General features: G+C 53.4%; 14 protein-coding genes. 10 read left to right on the top strand and 4 right to left on the bottom strand.

The window, feature by feature from the left end; translation table 11 throughout:
* Window positions 1–316 precede the first annotated feature (316 nt).
* The 9 genes from CGZ80_RS12435 to CGZ80_RS12395 all read left to right on the top strand — a co-directional run bounded on the left by CGZ80_RS12435 (window position 317) and on the right by CGZ80_RS12395 (window position 15,320).
* Window positions 317–3,745, top strand: a complete 3,429-nt coding sequence (locus CGZ80_RS12435; RefSeq protein ID WP_094414809.1) for an aminotransferase class I/II-fold pyridoxal phosphate-dependent enzyme — start codon at window positions 317–319, stop codon at window positions 3,743–3,745.
* Between the two features lie 317 nt (window positions 3,746–4,062).
* Window positions 4,063–4,494, top strand: a complete 432-nt coding sequence (locus tag CGZ80_RS12430; RefSeq protein ID WP_094414807.1) for a hypothetical protein — start codon at window positions 4,063–4,065, stop codon at window positions 4,492–4,494.
* 96 nt (window positions 4,495–4,590) lie between these two features.
* Entirely contained in the window at window positions 4,591–4,860 is a 270-nt protein-coding gene (locus tag CGZ80_RS27950) for a hypothetical protein (RefSeq protein ID WP_094414805.1), read from the top strand.
* Window positions 4,823–5,746, top strand: coding sequence for a hypothetical protein (locus CGZ80_RS12420; protein ID WP_094414802.1), 924 nt, complete (start codon window positions 4,823–4,825; stop codon window positions 5,744–5,746). Before CGZ80_RS27950 ends, CGZ80_RS12420 begins: the two co-directional genes overlap by 38 nt.
* Window positions 5,747–6,320: 574 nt before the next feature.
* Complete coding sequence (locus tag CGZ80_RS12415) at window positions 6,321–6,698, top strand: hypothetical protein (RefSeq protein WP_094414800.1); 378 nt, start codon at window positions 6,321–6,323, stop codon at window positions 6,696–6,698.
* Between the two features lie 253 nt (window positions 6,699–6,951).
* Window positions 6,952–7,569, top strand: coding sequence for a hypothetical protein (locus CGZ80_RS12410; protein WP_143543898.1), 618 nt, complete (start codon window positions 6,952–6,954; stop codon window positions 7,567–7,569).
* A gap of 202 nt (window positions 7,570–7,771) precedes the next feature.
* Window positions 7,772–10,267 carry a glycoside hydrolase family 127 protein gene (locus CGZ80_RS12405; protein WP_198953675.1) on the top strand — a complete coding sequence of 832 codons (2,496 nt, stop codon included), beginning with the start codon at window positions 7,772–7,774 and terminating at the stop codon, window positions 10,265–10,267.
* 542 nt (window positions 10,268–10,809) lie between these two features.
* Window positions 10,810–11,976 carry an efflux RND transporter periplasmic adaptor subunit gene (locus CGZ80_RS12400; protein WP_103296299.1) on the top strand — a complete coding sequence of 389 codons (1,167 nt, stop codon included), beginning with the start codon at window positions 10,810–10,812 and terminating at the stop codon, window positions 11,974–11,976.
* 62 nt (window positions 11,977–12,038) lie between these two features.
* Entirely contained in the window at window positions 12,039–15,320 is a 3,282-nt protein-coding gene (locus CGZ80_RS12395) for an efflux RND transporter permease subunit (RefSeq protein WP_094414793.1), read from the top strand.
* A gap of 105 nt (window positions 15,321–15,425) precedes the next feature.
* Here the strand turns inward: CGZ80_RS12395 and CGZ80_RS12390 are convergent, their stop codons facing one another.
* Complete coding sequence (locus CGZ80_RS12390; RefSeq protein WP_094414791.1) at window positions 15,426–17,495, bottom strand: ATP-binding protein; 2,070 nt, start codon at window positions 17,493–17,495, stop codon at window positions 15,426–15,428.
* A 435-nt stretch (window positions 17,496–17,930) separates the two neighbouring features.
* On the opposite strand from CGZ80_RS12390, the gene CGZ80_RS12385 reads away from it, so the two are divergent.
* Window positions 17,931–18,929 (top strand): hypothetical protein, encoded by a 999-nt coding sequence (locus CGZ80_RS12385; protein WP_094414789.1) that lies wholly within the window; start codon window positions 17,931–17,933, stop codon window positions 18,927–18,929.
* Window positions 18,930–18,975: 46 nt separating this feature from the next.
* Here the strand turns inward: CGZ80_RS12385 and CGZ80_RS12380 are convergent, their stop codons facing one another.
* The 3 genes from CGZ80_RS12380 to CGZ80_RS12370 are packed head-to-tail and all read right to left on the bottom strand — an operon-like array spanning window position 18,976 to window position 20,803.
* Window positions 18,976–19,377, bottom strand: coding sequence for a hypothetical protein (locus CGZ80_RS12380; RefSeq protein WP_094414787.1), 402 nt, complete (start codon window positions 19,375–19,377; stop codon window positions 18,976–18,978).
* Window positions 19,374–20,468 carry a hypothetical protein gene (locus CGZ80_RS12375; protein ID WP_094414785.1) on the bottom strand — a complete coding sequence of 365 codons (1,095 nt, stop codon included), beginning with the start codon at window positions 20,466–20,468 and terminating at the stop codon, window positions 19,374–19,376. The genes CGZ80_RS12380 and CGZ80_RS12375 overlap by 4 nt, the downstream gene beginning before the upstream one ends.
* Window positions 20,469–20,527: 59 nt before the next feature.
* A complete protein-coding gene (locus CGZ80_RS12370; RefSeq protein ID WP_094414783.1) occupies window positions 20,528–20,803 on the bottom strand; it encodes a DNA-directed RNA polymerase subunit alpha C-terminal domain-containing protein in 276 nt (91 codons plus the stop codon).
* Between the last annotated feature and the right edge of the window lie 208 nt (window positions 20,804–21,011).

Below are 21,011 nucleotides of genomic sequence, written 5' to 3'. Positions count from 1 at the left end.
CTCGTTGACCCCTGTGGGTAAGACGGTTCCCCTCGGTCGGTTTTCCGTTTTGTGAAAAGGGGCGTCGTAAAGCAGGCCCTCTTGCCGCTATCCTGTAGGACTTCGTCAGGGTCGACCTAGTCCTTATTTCCGGAACTTTAATTGTGCCGATGTACTCTGCTAATTGAGCGGATGGTGTTCTCGGCCACCGGAGAGTCCGATTCCGTTCGAAGGTCGACCGTTCTAAACGTCGGTCCCCCGGACGGACAGGGATCACAGATAACGCAGGATGTGATGTGCCCGATCGGCGTTTTATCCCATCGCGTTGGTTAGCTTCGTGGATTTCCAGCAATACTACGGTAACGAGATTCCCCCCACCGACCACTATGTCTCAATCCTTGAGCATTGGGCCGGTTTGAGACCTGATTCGATCGCTTTCATGTTTACGGACGTGGAAGAGATCGAACTGCCGATGACCTATGGACAGCTTTGGAAAGAGGTGCGGGCGCTTGCCGGTTACCTGCAAAGTCGCTGTCGTATTCGTCCCGGCGATCGAGTTCTCTTGTTATATCCGCCTGGACTGGACTTCATCGTCGGGTTCTTTGCTTGTCATGCGGCCGGTGCTGTCGCCGTGCCTGCATTCCCGCCGCGTAAAAACCGCAAGGCTTCGCGGATCCGATCGATCGTCGTCGACGCGGGAGCCAAGTGGGCGCTCACCACCAACCAGCAAGCCGAACAGCTTGGCGGCGAAGTGCGCCATGGGGATTTGATGGGCGTCCAGATTTTGGGCACCGATGATCCCGAATGTCGAAACCTTGATGCCTATCGTCGCCCTTCGATCGACGGCGATACCTTGGCAGTGATGCAGTACACGTCCGGTTCGACCGGTTCGCCAAAAGGCGTCATGCTGACCCAGCGTAACTTGGTCGCCAACGCCCAGTTGATTTTTCACGCCTTCGAACCACGCGCCAAGTCCGTCGGGATTTCCTGGTTGCCAACCTACCATGACATGGGTTTGGTCGGCGGGATCCTGGTTCCGGTGTTTATCGGCTGCGAAAACGTCTTGATGAGCCCGATGACGTTCTTGCAGCGTCCAACGCGATGGTTGCGAGCGATTTCGAAGTACGGCGGGACGATCACTGGTGGGCCTAACTTTGCCTACCAGCTTTGCGTCGACAAGATTTCTGAAAGCGAAATCGAAGGGCTGGACCTCAGCTCTTTGCAGATCGCATTCAATGGCGCCGAGCCGATTCGCGCAGCAACACTCGATGCATTTCGTCGCAAGTTCGAACCGTATGGTTTTAACCCTTCGGCTAGTCTTCCCTGCTATGGGATGGCCGAAACCACATTGATTGTGACCGGCGGCCCGAGTGATCCGCGCCCGATCATCAAGTCTTTCGATCGTACCGAATTAGACAGCAAGCGTGTCGTCCCTGTTGAAGACGACGATGCCACGGCAAGAAAGCTTGTCGGTTGCGGGGCCGTGCTGCCATCGGAAACCGTTCTGATCGTCGATCCGGATACGCGTGAAGAATTGCCCGCCGATTCGATTGGCGAAATCTGGGTCAGCAGTCCTTCTGTTGGAGCCGGTTACTACGGCCGCAAAGAAGCAACCGAACGGACATTCAAAGCCAAGACTGCCGGCGGCGACGGACCGTACCTGCGAACTGGTGACCTGGGATTCCTTTTCGATGGCCAGTTGTATGTCTCCGGTCGTCTAAAAGACATGATCGTCGTTCGCGGTGTGAACCGGTACCCGCAAGACATCGAAGAAACAGTCGAGCGTGCGTCGGATGTCGTGCAAGCCGGCGCGGTGGCTGCCTTTGCGATGGACCAAGACAATCGCGAGCAGCTCGCAATTGTCGCTGAAGTTGCTCGGTTACGCGACGTCGATTGGGACTCGCAAATTCAAGCGATCCGTCGCGCCGTGACCGACGAGCACGAACTTCCGCCGGATGCTGTCTATCTGGTTCGAAACAGTAGCGTTCCTAAAACTAGCAGTGGCAAAATCCAGCGACATGCTTGTCTGCACGCCGTCCGTGACAACGAATTGAAGTTGATTGCGAAATGGGTTCGCTGGGAGGAATCGGGAACGGGCTCGGTCGTGGCAAGTGACGCCCGGCCAATGATCCAAGCCGCAACTTCGGCTTCGGCGTCCCTGACCGATGCCGACGTTAATCCGTTGATCGTGCAAGCGATTCAATACCATGTGCGCTCGGTCGCGGGTGAACGTGCCAAGCAGCTTTCGTTGAACACGAACATCGTGTTGGACCTGGGACTGGATAGTCTTGAGCGTCTTGAAATTGCACGGAATTTGGAACGGACGTTCGGTGGCCGTTTCCCTGAACAAGTTCTCGACGAAATCGAAACGATCGGCGAAACAGCAATCGCGATCAGTCGCTATCTGCCTGCTGGTGCCGACGCGCGAGCCGAAGCAATGTTAACCGGCAATGCGAACGGTTCGGTCGCCGCGAAGCGGCCCGCAACCAGCGGCGAAGCTTCTACAGCACTGGCCCAGGAACGCGCTGCTGTCGAACCGGAAGATCAAGTGGAGCAATTCGCTGAGTATCGTCGTTTGAAGGCGACGATGGAGCAGATGCGAATGACCGGCGTTCCCAACCCGTTCTTTACCGTTCACGACGGGATTGCGGCAGATACTACCGTCGTCGGCGGCAAGAAACTGATCAGTTTCGCGACCTACAACTACTTGGGCATGAGCGGGCATCCCGTCGTTTCGGAAGCCGCCGCGGATGCGGTTAAGAAATACGGGACCAGTGTTTCGGCAAGCCGATTGGTCTCCGGTGAAAAACCGATTCACCGTCAGCTGGAAGAGACACTCGCCAAGTTCATTGGGGTCGATGATTCCATCTTGATGGTTGGTGGCCACGCCACAAACGAAACCACCATCGGCCACTTGGTTGGCGAAGGCGATCTAATCCTGCACGATGCACTCTCGCACAATAGTATCGTGCAAGGCGCACTGCTTTCCGGAGCACGCCGCCGACCGTTCCCACACAACGACTTTGCTGCCCTTGATCGGACCTTGCAAGAGTTGCGGTCTCAGTACCGACGCGTGCTGATTGTGATTGAAGGCGTTTACAGCATGGACGGTGACTTCAGCAACTTGCCGGAGTTCATCAAGGTCAAGAAAAAACATCGCGCGATGTTGATGGTCGACGAGGCGCACAGCCTTGGCACGATGGGCAAGACCGGGCACGGCATGGCTGAGTTCTGGGACTGCGATGCGCGCGATGTCGATATTTGGATGGGCACGCTTTCAAAGTCCGCCGCATCCTGTGGCGGTTACATTGCCGGAAGTGCCGCGTTGGTCGAGTACCTGCGTTACACCGCACCAGGGTTCGTCTTTAGTGTTGGTATGCCTCCCGCCCAGGTTGCCGCCGCACTCTCGGCGTTGCAGTTGGTCGAGAAGGAGCCGGAGCGAGTCGAGCGACTGCGGCAAAACAGCGAGCTATTCCTGAAGCTTTGCAAAGAAGCAGGGCTAGATACTGGCGTCAGCGAGCAGACACCGGTTGTTCCCGTCATCACCGGCAATTCGCTGGTCGCCCTTCGGCTAAGTAACCGTCTCAAGGGTGATGGGATCAACGTGCAGCCGATTTTGTATCCGGCGGTGGAAGAATCCGCGGCGCGGCTGCGGTACTTTATTACCAGCGAGCACAGCGAAGATCAGATTCGTACGACAGTTGAAAGAACCGCGAGTCACCTTGCCGACTTAGGCTTCGCGCTCCAAGCAACACGGGCCACTTAATCCGCTTAGAACCCTCCGCATTGCCATTCCGATCAAAACGGACTGCAACTCTCTGAGTGAGTGCATGCGGATGGCGATGCTTGGGTTTCATGGGCCTGTACAGCATTTTCACACTGGCAGCACTTATCGTTGCTGCGACGTGGGGGGACTGCCGTGAATGTAGCGTTCGCAGTTCATCGTTTCCGCCATTCAAACGGTTCGATAGGAACAGGTGGAAACTCAACCAACCAAGCCTGAAACAAAGTCGCCGAGTGGAGATTTTTGAAGTGGTTAGTCGATCGCCGTTACGCCTTCTGTTCTGCCAAATTTGAACTTCAATGCTCCATCGCACGCTAGTCTTTTGCCTGCCACTCGTTGTGGCGATGCTTGTCGGATGCGGAGGGAACGTTGCGTCTGATGTAGCCATTGGAGATTTCGCGTTTCGCAAGCTGCCTGGCGACGCCTCGGAAATTCATTTCGCCCTCCATCCGGGAATCCGGAACCCAAACTCCTATTTTGAATTCACAACATCAGAAACGGAGTTCCTCGCATGGGCCGCCCAACAACCCAACGTCGAGCGTGTAGAGAAAACACAGTTCATTGTCTACCGCTACGCAGACTATCCTGGCGCGACTGATGATCGTGAGTCACTTGTCGTGGACGATGGCTATCTGTTTGAATGGTACAATCCAACTGACGGCGACCAAGGCGAGTGCATTGCGTATGACAAAGCAAAGGGACGCGCCTACTACTGGTCGCACACTTTCTGACATGCGATAAGATTGGCAACGTGTCGTAGCAGAAATCTGACGATTGGAAGCTGAAGGCAATAACAGGATTTACCTTCAATTCATCGAAACCAGGAAGTGAATTCGTTTGACTACGCAATGCGGTTCAATGGCGTAACATTGAATCCCGTGATCAACTTGGACGCCTCGATCACTACTCCAGAACCATCACCGCTTCGAGAAGACAATGATTTCTCGTGTCGGTTCATGGAGCACCCAGACGACACCGAGGAACCCGGTGTTGCCTACCGCGGTCCACTGGCGCAAGGTGACGCTTTGTGGGCGAAACAGACAATAGCCCAGCTAACCGATGAAGCTCACTGCAAAAGTCAATCGTATCGTCAATGAGCATTTGGACGGTGAGATTTCTGGTGGTTGGCGGAGCGTCTGGAAAGTTTTAGCGGAGGAGATCGAGCGAGTCACCGCACAAGATGACGATACGCTCAAGCTTGTACGGCAAAACCGGCTTCACGAAGCTCTCTCTGACGACCAGTGGTTGGTCGCAAAGTTTTCAATGTGTAGCCCGCTCGACCCGTTGAACGCGATTTCCGACGGAATCTGTCGACGCCTATGGAAAGATTCCAATGTCGAACTTGCGTTACGTCTTTCATTCTCGGCTCGCCATCACTGGGTCGCATCGCATTTTGCGGGTGCGTTAGACGAACTTTGGCGTCCAATGTTGATGGCGCTTGCCGCTCACGACCATTTGGCATTGAATCGGCTCATCGAGTTGTGGCAACGGAGTAACGAGAAACCAAGCTCCCGCTCTTACGCTCAGATTTGCGATGCTTTACAGGCGATCGTCACTGGTGATCGAGATTTGCTGTGTCAAACCGTAGGCACTTTTGCGAAGGGAAACCGACCAGCCTACGTCAGTTCCGTTCGTGAAGTCATTTGTTCGATTGCCAATCGGGATGCTGGCAGGTTCGCGGAGGGAATGAATCGCATGCTGCGAAGTTATCGGTCATACATGTTTGGCGACGACGTGATGGGCCTCATCGACCCGCATGCGGTTGGGCTCTACGAACTGGCTCACAAACGAATCCCAGAGGTGACCGCATCTTTCGATGTGCAACAAAAACTTCCGTGGGACCGAGAATACTTCCAATGGTTACAGAACTGCGACGACATCCAAGATTGTTTTGAACCGTTTGACGCACCTGATTGGATGCGGCACTCAATTTTCGAGATGGACGGTCTTGAATGGGCCTTGTCAGTTCGGGCGAAACGTTAACTGACACAGATCCGGCAAATCGCTTTGCCGTGCACGCGGGGTATTCGATTCCGCGGTTTGCCAACCGTGAGCGTTTCCAGGCGGAAATACAAGTTGCGGTCTAGGCATTAGCCGATTTCTTCTACCCAGTTCCTTGCCTACGTCAACACACCGAAAATCGGTTACAGCCTAGACTCCATCGAAAACCCAGACGTGATCGTGCGGGCTGGCAAGATATGTTTAGTCTATTTCGCTGCCGATACGGGGTGTTGGAATTGTTGCAGACTCAATGTTTGAGCGTGCAAGAGTTGTTCTGTTGTTTCCAGCCAGACCGGTCGACGCCCTTACTGCTAGTTCCTCCAGCCCGCTGGTACGGAGTTGGGAAATCAAGTCTGGCGTGCAGGGGAAATGCTTGAAGTGAATGTTGTGCTGAAAGATTTGCTACCGTAGACGCCTGCTGGTTTCAAAATTTGGACCGCCCAAAAGTCGCCCATTTCTTGGCAAATAATCGGGAAGAACGCCACCTAAGAGAAGTGAAAGACGACAATGAGGAACCAATCAACTGTTACTTCACCACCTATCAATCGGATTGCCAATGAATCATAGACGCAATCTTGTAGCGGGCATTGCTTGCACCGTATCTCTCGCATTCGCTGCGTTTTCCTTTGCGGCAGATAGTGAAGAATCTCTCCACCTGAAGAATCACTTTGAGGGGAAGGTGGTGTTTGTTTCGAGTGCTAACGTTCCCACGAAAACGATTGTTAATCCTCGTGTCTTTGCGTTCATGGGGCGGCTCACACTCACTGGAGATGAAATCATCATCACCGGAAGCGACGGAAATGGCAAGGCTACTTATGTCGAAACTGGAGCAACGGTCTATGTTGCCTGGGATGATGCAACGCTATGTACCGCGAAAGACGCAACCTATTTCACCGACTCTGGTGATGCGACTCCGAGTCAATCGGCCAAGTAGTTTCGCAGACGGTTGTTTCTTTAAATGGACTTTTCCCAATATCGCTTTCTACGCCGCGAAAGTAACGGTGTAGAACGCTACTTTCGGCGGAGTGAAATGCGACACTCGCAAGTCGACACATTCGTTTGGATGCTTGCGGGGATGTTAAACGTCTTTCTGGTGTCGGGCCACAATGCACGACGTGACCGTGCAATCCGTGCTTCCGTCAAGAGATCGCAATCCTATTTGGGGTTTCGGCCGAGCATACGAACTCGTGAGTTTGCAATTGGATTTTCAAGACCAGTACCCGCGTGAAATCGAATTCGAGATCGACCGAATGAAGCTGCTTGGTTATTTGTCTGACCAGGCAAAGCTTGGATGTTTCGGCATCGTATTTCCGTTCGCCATCTTGATCGCATTTGCGTTTTACAGGGAGGCGATGGCGCCCTTCCACAAGAACGATGATATCTGGTTTTGGTTTGGCTGGTTCAGTCTTTACATGCTCGGCGGCCTAGCAGCTTGCGGCGTACTTGGTTCCGTTTTGTACGTTTCATATTTTCGACGGTCAGCGAGATTGAAGGCGAACAATCTGCGTTTGATGGTTGATGGCTGTTACCTACGACTTGTTTCCGGCGGATTCGTCGTCATTGACCAGCGTTTCCATTTTCGCGAGGTCTCTTCTTACGCCACGGTTCAGGGACCACTCCTGCGACGTCATAAGTTGAAAACACTTTGTTTTCGCATCGATAGGCGAATGAATTCGCCTGCTCTCTTGGTAACCGGTTTGGCCGACGCTGACGAAGTTCGTGACGTTCTCTGTGAGATTGACGCAGCTCGCGAATGGGCCGGTTCGTCCAGTCCTGGGCATAGCCGAAGTCCTTCCAACGGTTAGCCGATGGACGAGCGGCGTCAAGCTCATTGCTCGACGCATCGCTGAATTGCCCTGCGTCTGCCCCATATCGCACTGCTTCTTGCACCGGTGCTCTCGATCGCAGAGAATCCAATTGATCCTACGGTTGCGTAAGAGTTTGCAATCGGTTCGCCGCATGACACCGTAGATGAAATCAATCTTTGCGTTCCCTGAAAGAAACTCAATGTTCGTTCGAATGAAATCGTTTTTCTTGGCCTGCCTTGCCGCAGTCGTCTTCTCTGCTGGCTGCTATTGCCAAGACAGTCAATCGCTGGAGAGGCTTGCTCAGGGGAACCAGCCAGCATCTCCGATGCGGTTTGTGTCGTTTGATCAAGTGACGATGGACGATCAGATTTGGCAGCCGCGAATTCGGCTGCTGGTCAACAATACTTTGCCGCATGCCTTCAAGAACACCGAAGTTGCTCAGCGGCGACTGCGTCTTTGCGCGGAGTGGCTGGAGAGTGGCGGCAAGACGGAAAAGCCAGAGCCACATCGCTTCAACACCTCCGATTTGTACAAGGTGATGGAAGGTGCGGCGTTGATGATTCAGTCGGAGCCTAACGACGAGATCGAAGCGATGATGGATCGCATCATCCAGGTGATCACTCGAGCTCAATCGCCAGACGGCTACCTTTACGTCCCACACATCACCGGTTCGATCCACAAGAATGAGATGGGAGACCGTCCATACAGTTTCCTGATCCATAGCCACGAGCTTTACAACGTCGGGCATCTGTACGAAGCCGCGGTTGCATACGCTCAAGCCACCGGCAAAACGGAATTGTTGGATGTTGCGGAGAAGAATGCGGCCCACGTCCGGCGAGCGATTTTTGAAGGTGATCCAAACTACAACAATGGCAAGCCCATCATGCAGGCGCCGGGACACCAGGAAATCGAAATCGGCTTGCTGAAGCTGTATGGCTATACCGGGAAAGACATTTACTTGCGAATGGCAAAGCGGTTTTTGGATATCCGTGGAGTGACCTTTGTTCCCGATGGCGATGGAGTCAATTCGGCTGCGTACGCACAGCAACACCTTCCGGTTGCGAGGCAGACGACCGCCACCGGGCATGCTGTCCGTGCGACCTATCAGTACGCAGCGATGGCCGAGGTCGATAGTCTGCGAGGTTCAGATGACTACTCAGAAGCCTTGGGTCACATTTGGCACGATATCGTTGATCGCAAAATGCATATCACCGGAGGATTGGGGGCGGTTCATGGCATCGAGGGTTTTGGGCCAGATTACGTGTTGCCCAACAAGGATACCTATCTTGAAACCTGTGCGGCGGTCGGCAATGTATTCTTCAACATGCGAATGTATCTCAAGTATCGAGATGCAAAGTATGTGGATGTTGCCGAAGTCGCGTTACTAAACAACTGCCTTGCCGGGATGGGGGAAGACGGCACGACGTTCTTCTATCCGAACCCACTGGAAGCCGATCAGAGGCACCAGCCGCGTAGCGGTTGGTTTGGCACTGCGTGCTGCCCTTCGAATATTGCTCGCTTGATCCCGCAGGTTTCAGGCTACATGTATGCCAGCGACCAGCAAAGCGTCGATTGCGTATTGTACGGCAGCAATTCGACAACTGTTGCGATAGATGGTGTGTCCGTAAAGCTACGGCAGACGACTGACTATCCTTGGTCTGGAACGATCAACCTCGATGTGAAGCCAACGGAGAGTGTCACATTCCCATTGCGTCTCCGCATTCCGACTTGGGCGGGAGCACAGCTGGTCCCTGGCGAGTTGTATTCCTTCGCCGATCCGGCACCGCAGTGGGAAGTCAAAATCAACGGAGAGTCGGTTCAGGCTGAGGCCATTGACGGCTTCGTCAGCTTGTCGCGTGAATGGAAAGCCGGCGACAACGTGCAATTGACTTTGCCGATGCCGGTACGGAAAAACCTCTGTGTGGACAAAGTAGAAGCGAATCGCGGTCGTTTTTGCTTCTCTCGAGGGCCAGTCGTCTATTGTGCCGAAGGAATTGACAACGACGGTGCGGTTCAGCGTTTTTTCGTTCCAGAGTTTGACTCGAAACAAGTGAAGGAAGAGGCAACGGAAAAGGGCTGGCCTGAGTTGATCGTCGCAGCGAAAGAACGAAAGCTTGAATCGGCATCCTCGGATCACCCTTTGCGATTGCTACCGTATTTTGCTTGGAGTAATCGCGACCGTAGCTCGATGCAGGTGTGGTTTCCTGAGAATGAAACATTGGCGACGCCTGACCTTACTTCGCCGGATAACTTGCGGTTTGCCGCGGTCAAAGCATCTCACACTTTCGCTCAAGACAATGTCGATGCGATGCGAATGAAGCATACGCCAAAATCCTCCGCTGACACTTCGATCCCGCGCTGGACCAGTTGGCCACAAACCGGCAAGGAACAGTGGGTGGAAATTTCGTTGGATGAACCGATGGAAATCCGCAGCGTCGGTGTCTATTTCTACGATGACAAAGGCGGTGTGCAAGTACCAATGTCATGGGAGGTTCAGGTACCAAAAGGGCAGCAATGGGAAACGATGCGGATCTACAATACGGACCAGTACAGCGTGCTGCCGGACAACTACAACACAGTTCATCCTGCCGACAAGACTGTCGCTGATCGCTTGCGTCTACGCTTGGTACCCCAACATGGCCAGACGTCTGTGGGAATTCTTTCGGTCGACATTGACGCGGCAAGTTCGAAATAGTGTCACTGGATCTCAAGATGCCACAGCTGTTTGCCGCTGGGTGATTTCAAGTCCGACACTCAAATCTTGAGTAGCTCCAACCAACTCTACATGACGCAAGTTGGTTGGATTTTTCGAGAATAGCAAACTGGCAAGGGATGTCACTCGCCATCGCATCCACGAGTTTGCACCGCTAGCTCGCAGGAAAGCTGCGTCGACAATAATCTCGACATTCACGCCATTGAAGCGAAACAGAACGTCACTTTCGCGGGAACATAACGCGACATTGATAAAGTCTATCGGCCGTTAGTTCAATGATTGGCAAAAGTGCGCCTTGAAGTTTGCAGGCGCTATTCTGGTTGCGGCAAGCATTCGCTTGTAAAATCGTACCTCATGTGACCGACTAATCGCATGATACCTGTCAGGCACAAAGGAATCACGCTGTAAGTTGTACCCAATTCGGTGCAGGTATCATCTGGACACAGCGTTGCGGCAAGTCACACGTTTCGCCGTGAGCGTCGATTGCTCACGGAGCAGTTTTGGCCAGACAAATTGACGAACTCATGAAATCCACAATCGCCTCGGTCGGTGCATTTGCGATGGTCGCCTTATTTATAGGCTGTGACCGCTCCTCTGTTTCTGCGGATGCTTCCCAACGCCAGGCGAAAGTTCAAAGGGTCATCTTTGCGGATGCCATTGAGGAAGAAATCACCGACTATGTTGAATTGGTTGGCCGCCTCAAGGCAGACAAAAGTGTCTCCATTCGGTCTCGAGTTTCTGGCTTCTTAGAAAAAACGCACTTTACCGATGGGCAGACGGTGGAGGCGGGAGATTTGCTGTTTTCGATCGAGCCCGACGAGTATCAAGCGGTTTACGACCAAGCAAAAGCACAGATCGAAGTTGCCGAAGCACAGCTCGACTTGGCCACAAAGAAGCTGGCTCGTTCGGATAAACTTATCCAATCACAGGCAATGTCGGTTGAGGAATACGAGCAAAACAAATCTTCAGTTGCCGAAGCCGCCGCGCGTCTTATTGCAATGAAGGCGGATGCAGAACGCGTCAGGCTGGATGTCGATTACACCAAAGTGATTACACCGATCACTGGGCGAGTCGATCGCGCATTGCTTGATGAAGGAAACTTCGTCACCGGTGGGCTGACGGGCGGTTCTGTGTTGGCAAACGTCGTCAGTATTCATCCGATTAAGGCGGTGGCCAATGTCGACGAAAGTGTTCGGTTGAAATTTATGCGGCGACAACGCGAGGTTGCCGGCGACGACTTCAAGCAAGCTGACAAACTGAGTGAACTTCAGATCCCGTGTTGGTTGCAGCTACAAGACGAGACCGGGTTTCCTCACGAAGGGACACTTGAATATGGTGAAATCCAAGTCGATGCAACGACCGGAACGTCTCGTCTACGCGCCGTTTTTGACAACGTAGACGGACTGTTGACTCCGGGGATGTTTGTCCGTCTGAAATTGCCGGTTTCAACTCCGCATCAGGCAGTGTTGATTCCCGATACCGCAATTGGGACTGATCAGGCAACAAAGTTTGTTTACGTCATTGATGACCAAAAGCAGATCGAGTTTCGTTCGGTAGAGATCGGCGATCGTCGTGACAAAGATCGAGTAGTACTTTCGGGTTTGCAGCCTGGTGAGTCGGTCGTCATCAAGGGGATGCAACTGGTGCAACCGGGAATGACCGTCGAGCCGATTGCCAATTCGTCGGAATGAATCCATCAGTGTGAAACCGGCGTTCTTGGCATCCATCACCGTCCATCACCCGAATTTCAACCATGTCGCAGTTCTTCATCGATCGGCCAATCTTCGCTAGCGTTATTTCAGTTCTGATTGTGCTTGCGGGCGGCATTTTCGTCTGGACGCTACCGGTCGCCCAATACCCGGAGATTACCCCGCCGTCCGTATTGGTCACTACCAAGTATCCTGGGGCTAGCAGCGAAGTCGTTGCTGAAACGGTCGCGGCGCCGATCGAACAGCAAGTCACCGGCGTCGAAAACATGCTTTACATGTCGAGCCAATCGACCAATGACGGCGGCTATTCGTTGACAGTGACGTTCGAAGTTGGCACGGATTTGGACATGGCACAGGTGCTAGTTCAAAACCGAGTTAACTTGGCGACACCGACTTTACCGACCGAGGTGAAAAACATTGGTGTCTCGGTCGTCAAAGCATCCGCAAGTTCCTTGCTGGCGGTAACCTTCTTTTCACCTGATCAAACGCGCGATCAACTGTACCTGAGCAATTTCGGAACGATACGCGTCAAAGACGAACTGGCTCGGATCGAAGGAGTCGGCAACATCACGATCATCGGCCAGCGTGATTACAGCATGCGGGTTTGGTTGGATCCGAACCGGATGGCCGCACTGGGCTTGGTTGCTGGTGACGTGATTGCTTCACTGCGAGAGCAGAATATTCAAGTTGCGGCGGGAGCATTGGGGCGTCCTCCCGTCCCGAGTGGTTTGGACTTTCAGTACACGCTGAAAACTCTCGGGCGATTGTCAACGGCCGATGAATTTGCGGACATCATCATCAAGACTGGCCAGGATGGGCAGATTGTCCGGTTACGCGATGTCGCGACTGACCGACGAACGGACGAAAAAGGAAACACGTTTGGAGGCATTGCATTTGGTGCGGGGTTTGAGGACACCAAATGTAAGCTTGATGGCGTTCCGGCATCAGGATTGATGATTTATCAACTTCCCGGTTCGAACGCACTCGACACCGCCAATCGCGTTCGCGAGAAAATGGACGAGCTACGGAAAGGTTTTCCGGCAGGCGTCGAATACACGATTAGCTATGACACAACGCCGTTTATCAGTGAATCGATTCACGAGGTTTTCAAGTCACTTCGTGACGCGATTTTTCTCGTCGCGATCGTGGTGTTGGTTTTCTTGCAGTCATGGCGTGCCGCAATCATCCCGTTGATCGCGGTACCGGTCGCAATCATTGGGACCTTCGCCGTGATGGCGGCGATCGGGTTCAGCCTTAACAACCTTTCACTTTTCGGATTGGTGCTCGCGATCGGGATCGTTGTGGATGATGCGATTGTCGTGGTTGAAGCAATCGAACATAAGCTTGAGCACGGGATGGGACCGGTCGAGGCTTCGAAAGCGGCAATGCTTGAGGTCACCACGCCGATTATTGCGATCTCGGCCGTGCTGATGTGCGTGTTTATTCCGTGCCTGTTTATTTCAGGCATCACCGGGCAATTTTTCAAACAGTTTGCGGCAACCATTGCGGTATCGACTTTCTTTAGTGCGGTCAATTCGTTGACTCTTAGCCCCGCGTTGAGCGCGTTGTTGCTGCGACCGAAATCCGACCAGCGAGATTGGCTGTCACGGTTTCTAAACTTGACGTTGGGCTGGTTCTTCAAACTTTTCAATCGCTTTTTTGGAACGGTCTCAGAGGTGTACGCCGGTATGGCGGGGTGGTTGGTGAGGATGTCCGTGATCGTGTTGGTGATTTACGCCGGACTGATCTGGGGGACCTACAAAGGGATGACGACTGTTCCTGCCGGCTTCGTGCCATCTCAGGACAAGGGGTATCTGCTGGTCGACATTCAGCTACCCGATTCGGCGTCGCTGGAACGCACCGAAAAGGTTGTCGCAAAGCTGAGCAACGCATTGTTGGGGAAGCGGAATGGCGATAGCCAGCATCTCGCGAAGACCGTCATGGAAAGTCGCACCCAATCCGAAAACACGCATTCGAAAGACGCTGCTCTCCGCGATGCTGATCTCGGCGATATGGCGGGCGTCGACCACATGCTTGAAGTTGTCGGGCAGTCGTTTGTGCAGGGAGCTGTCGGCTCGAACTTTGCATCGATCTTTGTGATTTTGGACCCGTTTCATGATCGTCAGGATGACTCGCTCTATTCTGAGCAGATCGCGATGCGAATCCGACAAACCGCAGCCGAGTCGATTCTAGATGCCCGAGTTGCCGTATTTGGTCCACCACCAGTCGACGGATTGGGAAGCGGCGGTGGTCTGAAGATCATGGTTCGAGATATCGGGCAGATCGGGCTCTCGGAACTGGAGAAAGTCACTGGCGAGTTGGCCCGTGAAGGTTCTTCTCAGCCGGACATTTTGGGCATGCAAAGTGGATTCCGTGCGGACACGCCGCAGATGTTTGTCGACGTGGATCGCGAAAAATGCAAAGCGATGAATGTTCTGCTTAGCGATGTGTTTACGACGCTACAGTTGTATCTTGGCGGCTACTACGTCAACGACTTTAATGCTTTCGGGCGAACCTGGCAGGTCAACTTGCAGGCCGATCCGTTGTTCCGTCTCTCGCCAGAGCAAGTCACACAGCTTTACGTCCGCAGTGTCAGTGGAGAGATGGTGCCCTTGGGCGCGTTGTGTAGCGTGCACGACGTAACGGGGCCCGCGTCGGTGCAGCGTTACAATGGCTTCGCCGCTGCCGCGATCAACGGTTTGGCTGTGCCCGGTGTCAGCTCCGGGGACTCGATCAAGACCGTCGAGCGAGTGGTTGCTGACACTCTGCCATTTGGATTTGATACCCAGTGGACCGAATTGACGTACTTGCAAATCCAATCAGGCAATACAGCGTTGATTGTCTTCGCACTCGCAGTCGTACTCGTTTTCTTGGTGTTGGCTGCTCAATACGAAAGTTTGAAACTGCCTTTCGCCGTCGTGCTTGTCGTCCCGATGTGCCTGCTCTGTTCGGTGATCGGTGTCGCATTGGCGGGGATGGACATCAATATCTTTGTGCAAATCGGCTTCGTCGTTCTGGTTGGTTTGGCAAGCAAAAACGCGATATTGATTGTTGAATTTGCCAACGAGCAGCAAGAGCAAGGGCTTAGCAAATTTGATGCAACCATTGAAGCGTGTCGTTTGCGTCTGCGTCCTATCATCATGACTTCACTGGCTTTCATCCTAGGCGTCGTGCCGCTAGTGCTAGGAAGTGGAGCTGGCGCAGAGATGCGTTCGACACTTGGAGTCGCAGTGTTCTCTGGGATGTTAGGCGTCACGTTTTTCGGGATCTTCCTAACGCCCGTCTTCTACTACGTCTTGGCGGGACAAACCAAAAAAGAGACCTGAAGCCGTACCGATTGGATGGCTCAAACCGTGGCGTTTTGATTGGAGGTGAATTGAATCAATCGCCAATTGAAGTCTGTTCGCAAAAGTCCCACTACAGCATTCGTGCTAGTTGGAACTTGGCCCCACCTGCTTGATCGCACCGTTGGTTGTATTGGCTTTGTCGAAGGAGGGGAAAATGAATCGAAACGTTGTACCCTCATTGGGTTTGGATTCGATTTCGATCTCTCCACCCAGCATCTGGCAGGCTTCCTTTACAGCGGCCATCCCGACGCCACGTCCGGAAATTTCCGTGACGGTTTCTTTCGTTGAAAACCCATCGGTCAGGATCGCATTTGCCATTTCGTCGTTGGTTTCGCAAGGAAACCCTAGCTTTTTGCAGCGGGCGGCGACTTTGACCCAGTTGATCCCGGCGCCGTCATCGGCGACTTCGAAGACAAATAGGTCCGGAAACTCTTGTGCTCTCAGACGAACGCGACCATTCGCGTCTTTCCCGAGCTGAATACGTTCATCGATTGGTTCAATGCCGTGATCGATCGCATTACGCACCACATGTACCACGGAGCCCCAAAAAGCATTCCAACTTTCGCAATGCGGTTGCCGGATGTCGGCTGCAAGCACATCGATTTCCAATTCTTCTTTTCCCAGGCGCTGCGCCAGCTGACGAGCACGCTCCGCAATCAGTTCCAAGCGTTTACTGACTCGATCCCAACTCCATCGGCGCATCATCATCGCGAGAGCCTCACTGGATGCGCCGTTCTCTGCCGCCAGCAGCGTCGCTTCAAAAGCTTCTTTGTCGATCGAGATTTGGTCGGCCCTTTCGATGTCGATGATCGTTGAAATTCGACTCCGGATCGATGTCCATTGGGCGGCAATCAAGTCTCGCTGCGAGTTGGTGCAGCCGCCAACCTCCTCACAAAGTTCATTTTCGAGTTGATGAATCCAGCGGGAGAATTGATTCATGCCAAATAGCCCACAGTTTCCCTTGAGCGTGTGGATCCAGCGACGCTCTTCGGCGTCAGATCCTTTTCCTGATGTGAGCTTTGAAACTAACCGATCGGATTCTTTGACAAATGCAATTAGGCTTTTCGGATCACGAACGAAATGGGAGAAAATGGCCATCTGTTCTCGCTGAACTTCACTGGCCCGTTCTGCTTCGAGTTCGGACGTGATATCGGTGCAGATAACCAGGAGATGTTCTAAGCGATCTCCCAGATGAACCGGTCGGTATCCCAACCTGAATTCTTTTCCATCGTAATGAAATCGACTTGGTAGTTGCTCGATACCGAGTTCGATCGGCATCCAATCATAAGAAAGTTGTTCCCAGCCGAGTTCAAGGCCATCAGCTAGCGCCTGGTCGTAGCTTTGAAGCCATCCCCAAAGCGTTTGGCCAGATTCTGGGAGGTCAAACCAATCACAAAATCGTGTCGATGGCTGGTTCGCGAAGGTACCATCGAGCCGAACCATGACTAATCCTTCAGCCACGTTATTGACGACCAACATTGCCGATGCGTGAGCAAGTTCGGCTTTCACGCAAGCTTGCTCAGCGAGTTCGGTTGCGGACTGCAGCTTTTGCGCGGAAACCTTTTGTGCCGCACCAAATGACAGCCCAGCCGCAACAACTACCGTGATCAACCCTACGGCAATGATCAGTCGGTAGGTACTCTCGTACGCAGCAGGAATCGGTGTGGTGGGAAACAGATAGTAGTCGTCGAGCCAGTAGAGGAAGACCAGAGTCGCTACAGACACGGAGTACCAAAACAGTCCCGATCGGCAACCACCAATCATTGTGGCGATCAGCGGAGCAAAATAGAACCAACACAACCCGGTCGCATTGATCCCACCGGTCGTGAATAGGACGCCGCCAACTCCGACGTAACATGTCAGCGCCATCATGTTGCCGGCAATCTTGGTCGATTCCGTCCACCGGAAAAGCAAGAAAGCCAAGGGGGCAGTAAAAAAAGCCTGCCCTGGAGCGAGCGCTGGCAAGGGCAGGCCCATCACTGCATAGACCAGCGAATAAGTTGTGCCCGCAACGAATACGATGATGGCACTGTTGACCGTCAGGCGTCCAACACGCAGTTTTTCTGCGTCGCCCGTTCGATAGGCGCTGGGCAATGCCTGATCGACCACACGAACAACTCGTTCGCATGCACGTTGGACGCAAGACAGGTTCAAGGTAGCTATCCTGGTTTGAAGGTGTTCAAACCTAGCCCATTGGGCACTTTGTGACCGAGGCACTTTTCTTATTTTGTTTGGGGCTATCCCTACAAAATGAACGATTCTGCTCAGTCAATTAAAATTCGAAGGTTTGCAAACATGATCGAAAGAAAGAGCAGAGGGACGTGATTTCTCCTTCTCCTGAACACAATCGTTTCTCTCACATCGTTGCGACGTAAACGGCGGCTCTAAGCGGCGTTCAATTTGACGAGTGACAAGCTGGTGCCAATTCAGCTTGCACGCAAAACAAAGCGATCGGACAGTCGCGAGGCTCGGCGGGTGTAGACGAGCAATTGCTTGATCCTGGCCCCACCCTGGTGCATCCCGTCAATCTCGGGATAGGATGCGACGATTGACCGAAGAAGTCAGGCGGCCCGAGACAAAGAAAACAGAATGATTTTGATTGCGACAGACGAAGCTGGTTATGGTCCCAAGCTTGGGCCGCTCGTTGTTGCCGCATCGGTCTGGCAGATTGACGATGCGATCCTTGCTGACCATTCGCGAGAGACTCTCCAGAGCGTCTTTAAAGCCTACCGGGATCCGGTGAGTGTCCTGTCCTCTCGCGTGATCGTTAACGATTCGAAAGCGGTGTTCCAGCCGAAGAAAGGCAAGGCAATTCACTCCACCGCCCGTCCCGTCGTCCCGCCTTATCATGTCTTGCAGTGGGTGACCAAAGCCGGTTGGCTTGCGTACCGCGGCAATGAAGCGACACTGCGTTTGACCCGCGACCTCGCCGGTGACGATCACGAAGACCTAGTGGCGACACCGTGGTTGAATCAATTTGCGAGCGAGCAAATCGACTGCAACGACGCGGCGCCCGTTGTGGAGCACTGGCGCTGTCAAGGCTTGCGATTGCTGAATGTAAAAGCTCGTGTCATCTGCGCATCGCGGTTCAACGCTCTCTGCGACGCAGGTTTGAACAAATCAGACATCCTTGGTGAACTGACCTTGGGGCTTGTGCGCGAACAACTGGAGCTGGGATTTGCTGGCGACAAGGAGGCTGTAGAAGTCTTTTGCGACCGACATGGTGGTCGCCGCTACTACGCAGCGCCGTTATCGGTTGGGTTCGACGACACGCTGGTACAGGTGATTAGCGAATCAAAAGTAGAAAGCCGCTATCAAGTGCCATTCAATAAGCACAGTTTCGGTATTCGCTTTACGGTCAAAGGCGACACGTTCACGCCGGTCGCGTTTTCGTCGATGGTGGCGAAGTACTTGCGGGAGAAAGCGATGGAATCCTTCAACGCGTATTTTCAGTCGATCCAAGTCGGTTCCGAGTCGCTGCGGCCTACGGCTGGATATCCGGTCGACGCAGATCGATTTCTTGAAGAGATTGCCGCGACAATCAAGCGTGAAGCAATTCCACTGCGTTCACTCACGCGAAGCCGCTGAACGTTTCACTAACGGCAAGCAACGGTCTTGGCAGCACCGTTAAGAATCAGACGGAACGAATGACAGCCGTTCCGTTTTGACCAGACTGTGGTGCGACAAGAAAGAAAGGCTGGTTGGTGACGACTTCACGGCCGTTAGCCATAAACAGTCGCAATCGGACGCACCATCGTAAGCGAATCAAGCGACCGTGATAACTCAGTGGAGTCGCTGGTAAGACGCAGTGAAGTGATTGCCGGTCGGCCAACCCGCTTCTTAAAACTTGCTCTTGTTCAAATCGCTGGAAGAAGTGGACATTTAGGTCAGTGTCGCCTTTGCCCTCGGTGTACCACAGCACCGACAGCTCGATTGCAGCGACGCGATCAAGCGTGACACGTGAGACACGCCAGTTGGCGGTCAGCTCACATCCGCCTTCATAGATGCCGCTCTCGCGACACAATTCGATACTCACCGCGGGCTGCGTTTCGGCGGCAAACCCGGTGGATGTACGACGACGGGATAACTTCGGCAGAACGATCGCCACGGGCGAGCTTCTCCAGTAACAATGACTTTCCAACGAATCGCGTTGTGCGACCCGACAAAGGAGTGCATCACATTGGATGGTAGGTCGAGAGTGAATTGTTGCTCCCAAGGTCGCTGTGGGTCAACTCGAACATCACGCTCATGACATAATTCCTGCGTGAATACTTCATATTTTTCCACGCGAACGTCGGTGCCCTGACGGTAGACGGTCTCTTCCTCACACGCTACCCGTATCCTTAATCGTCGTAACCGCAGCTTCCCGGATTGGGAGACGAACAGACGGTATTTACGGCCTGGATAAAGCGGATGGTCGCTGATTTCGACGATCGTCGCGCCCACACCAACAGACTTGCGAAGTTGGACTAAGAAGTAACGAAACGACCAATAGCCAATACCGGCGAACGGCAGGAGCAGCCCTGCCAAGATGTAACGGGGTTGATTGTGCCAGAATCCGAGAACAACGACGGCTAACAGGACAAACCAAACGGTGTTCCAGAGTAGAGCCAACAGCGCTGGTCCGAACAAATCAGATCCGCCGGAGTGTTCAGCGGCCATTCGATAGGTCAGTCGTTCCCCTGGGCTATCGGTTAAGAAGTCACCGCGTGGAACCGAGGGCATCCGTTCAATGCCTTCGGTGCCCGGGACGATGATTTCGATCGCCTGAGCTTTCTTTGCGAGCGCGGATCTGCGTTCGTGGCTGGCACCGACGCGGAACAGACGGTACGCCAAGCCACCGCCACCGCTAAGGATCGCGGCGACACCAACGATGCCAAAGATCCAGCTGGAGAGCGATCCGCCATCGAGTTCTGGAACATTTCCGGACGGGTCGAATGAAGCGAGGTCTTTGAACTGCTTGAGTGATTCCCAGGTCGCCAGTTGCTCGATGAGCACGAGCGACAGGACGAACACACCGACGAGGAAGACTCCGGTGAAGAACGCGGTCTCCCAGAGCAGGCTCCGCAGTTCGGTCCCGACAAAACGCTTTCCCCGTTTCTTGCTCCAAGGACGAGGAAAACGCATACGAATCTAATTCAGTCCGAAAGTAAAGGCAGAAGGGCCGTGGCCGATGGCCCCAAGCATTAACGCGGCTGATCGGGACGACGACTCGGGCGATAGAAGCCAAGCTCTTCGAGCGCCGCGTAAACTTCACCCAAAGTCTTTTCACCGAAGTTGCTAATGGACAACAATCGCTTTGGCGTCGCCTGAAGCAGATCGCGGACGGTCAAGATGCCTGTCTCTTCCAAGCAGTTGGTCGTACGGACGGACAAGCCCATCTCAGCGATGCTCAAGTCCAAACGTTCTTGACGCAAGCGAGCTTCTTCTTCGACACGGCTCAGCGGAATTCGAGTGCCCATTCCAAACTCCTTTTGGTGGTGTTAGGCGAGTACGTCAAAAGGTAACGATGCCGCACTAGGCCGCAAGTATTATCAATCGAAAATCGAAGGTTTTGATTAAAACGATTTGCCGGTATCGAGGTAACCAAGCGAGCCGAGGATTTGCTTGCGCAAATAAAAAACGGTTGCTAGGATTGGATCCAAGCAACCGTCTCAAATTGTCTTGCCG

It is taken from the genome of Rhodopirellula sp. MGV, from assembly GCF_002251265.1.
In the GTDB taxonomy this organism is placed as follows: Bacteria; Planctomycetota; Planctomycetia; order Pirellulales; family Pirellulaceae; genus Stieleria; species Stieleria baltica_A.
This window is presented reverse-complemented; position numbering and strand designations above follow the sequence as displayed.

Excerpts from the sequence above, each read along its gene's own strand:
- CGZ80_RS12430 (WP_094414807.1), top strand. The coding sequence starts at position 4,063 with ATGCTCCATCGCACGCTAGTCTTTTGCCTGCCACTCGTTGTGGCGATG.
- CGZ80_RS12420 (WP_094414802.1), top strand. The coding sequence starts at position 4,823 with ATGAAGCTCACTGCAAAAGTCAATCGTATCGTCAATGAGCATTTGGAC.
- CGZ80_RS12415 (WP_094414800.1), top strand. The coding sequence starts at position 6,321 with ATGAATCATAGACGCAATCTTGTAGCGGGCATTGCTTGCACCGTATCT.
- CGZ80_RS12405 (WP_198953675.1), top strand. The coding sequence starts at position 7,772 with ATGTTCGTTCGAATGAAATCGTTTTTCTTGGCCTGCCTTGCCGCAGTC.
- CGZ80_RS12400 (WP_103296299.1), top strand. The coding sequence starts at position 10,810 with ATGAAATCCACAATCGCCTCGGTCGGTGCATTTGCGATGGTCGCCTTA.
- CGZ80_RS12395 (WP_094414793.1), top strand. The coding sequence starts at position 12,039 with ATGTCGCAGTTCTTCATCGATCGGCCAATCTTCGCTAGCGTTATTTCA.
- CGZ80_RS12385 (WP_094414789.1), top strand. The coding sequence starts at position 17,931 with ATGATTTTGATTGCGACAGACGAAGCTGGTTATGGTCCCAAGCTTGGG.
- CGZ80_RS12375 (WP_094414785.1), bottom strand. The coding sequence starts at position 20,468 with ATGCGTTTTCCTCGTCCTTGGAGCAAGAAACGGGGAAAGCGTTTTGTC.
- CGZ80_RS12370 (WP_094414783.1), bottom strand. The coding sequence starts at position 20,803 with ATGGGCACTCGAATTCCGCTGAGCCGTGTCGAAGAAGAAGCTCGCTTG.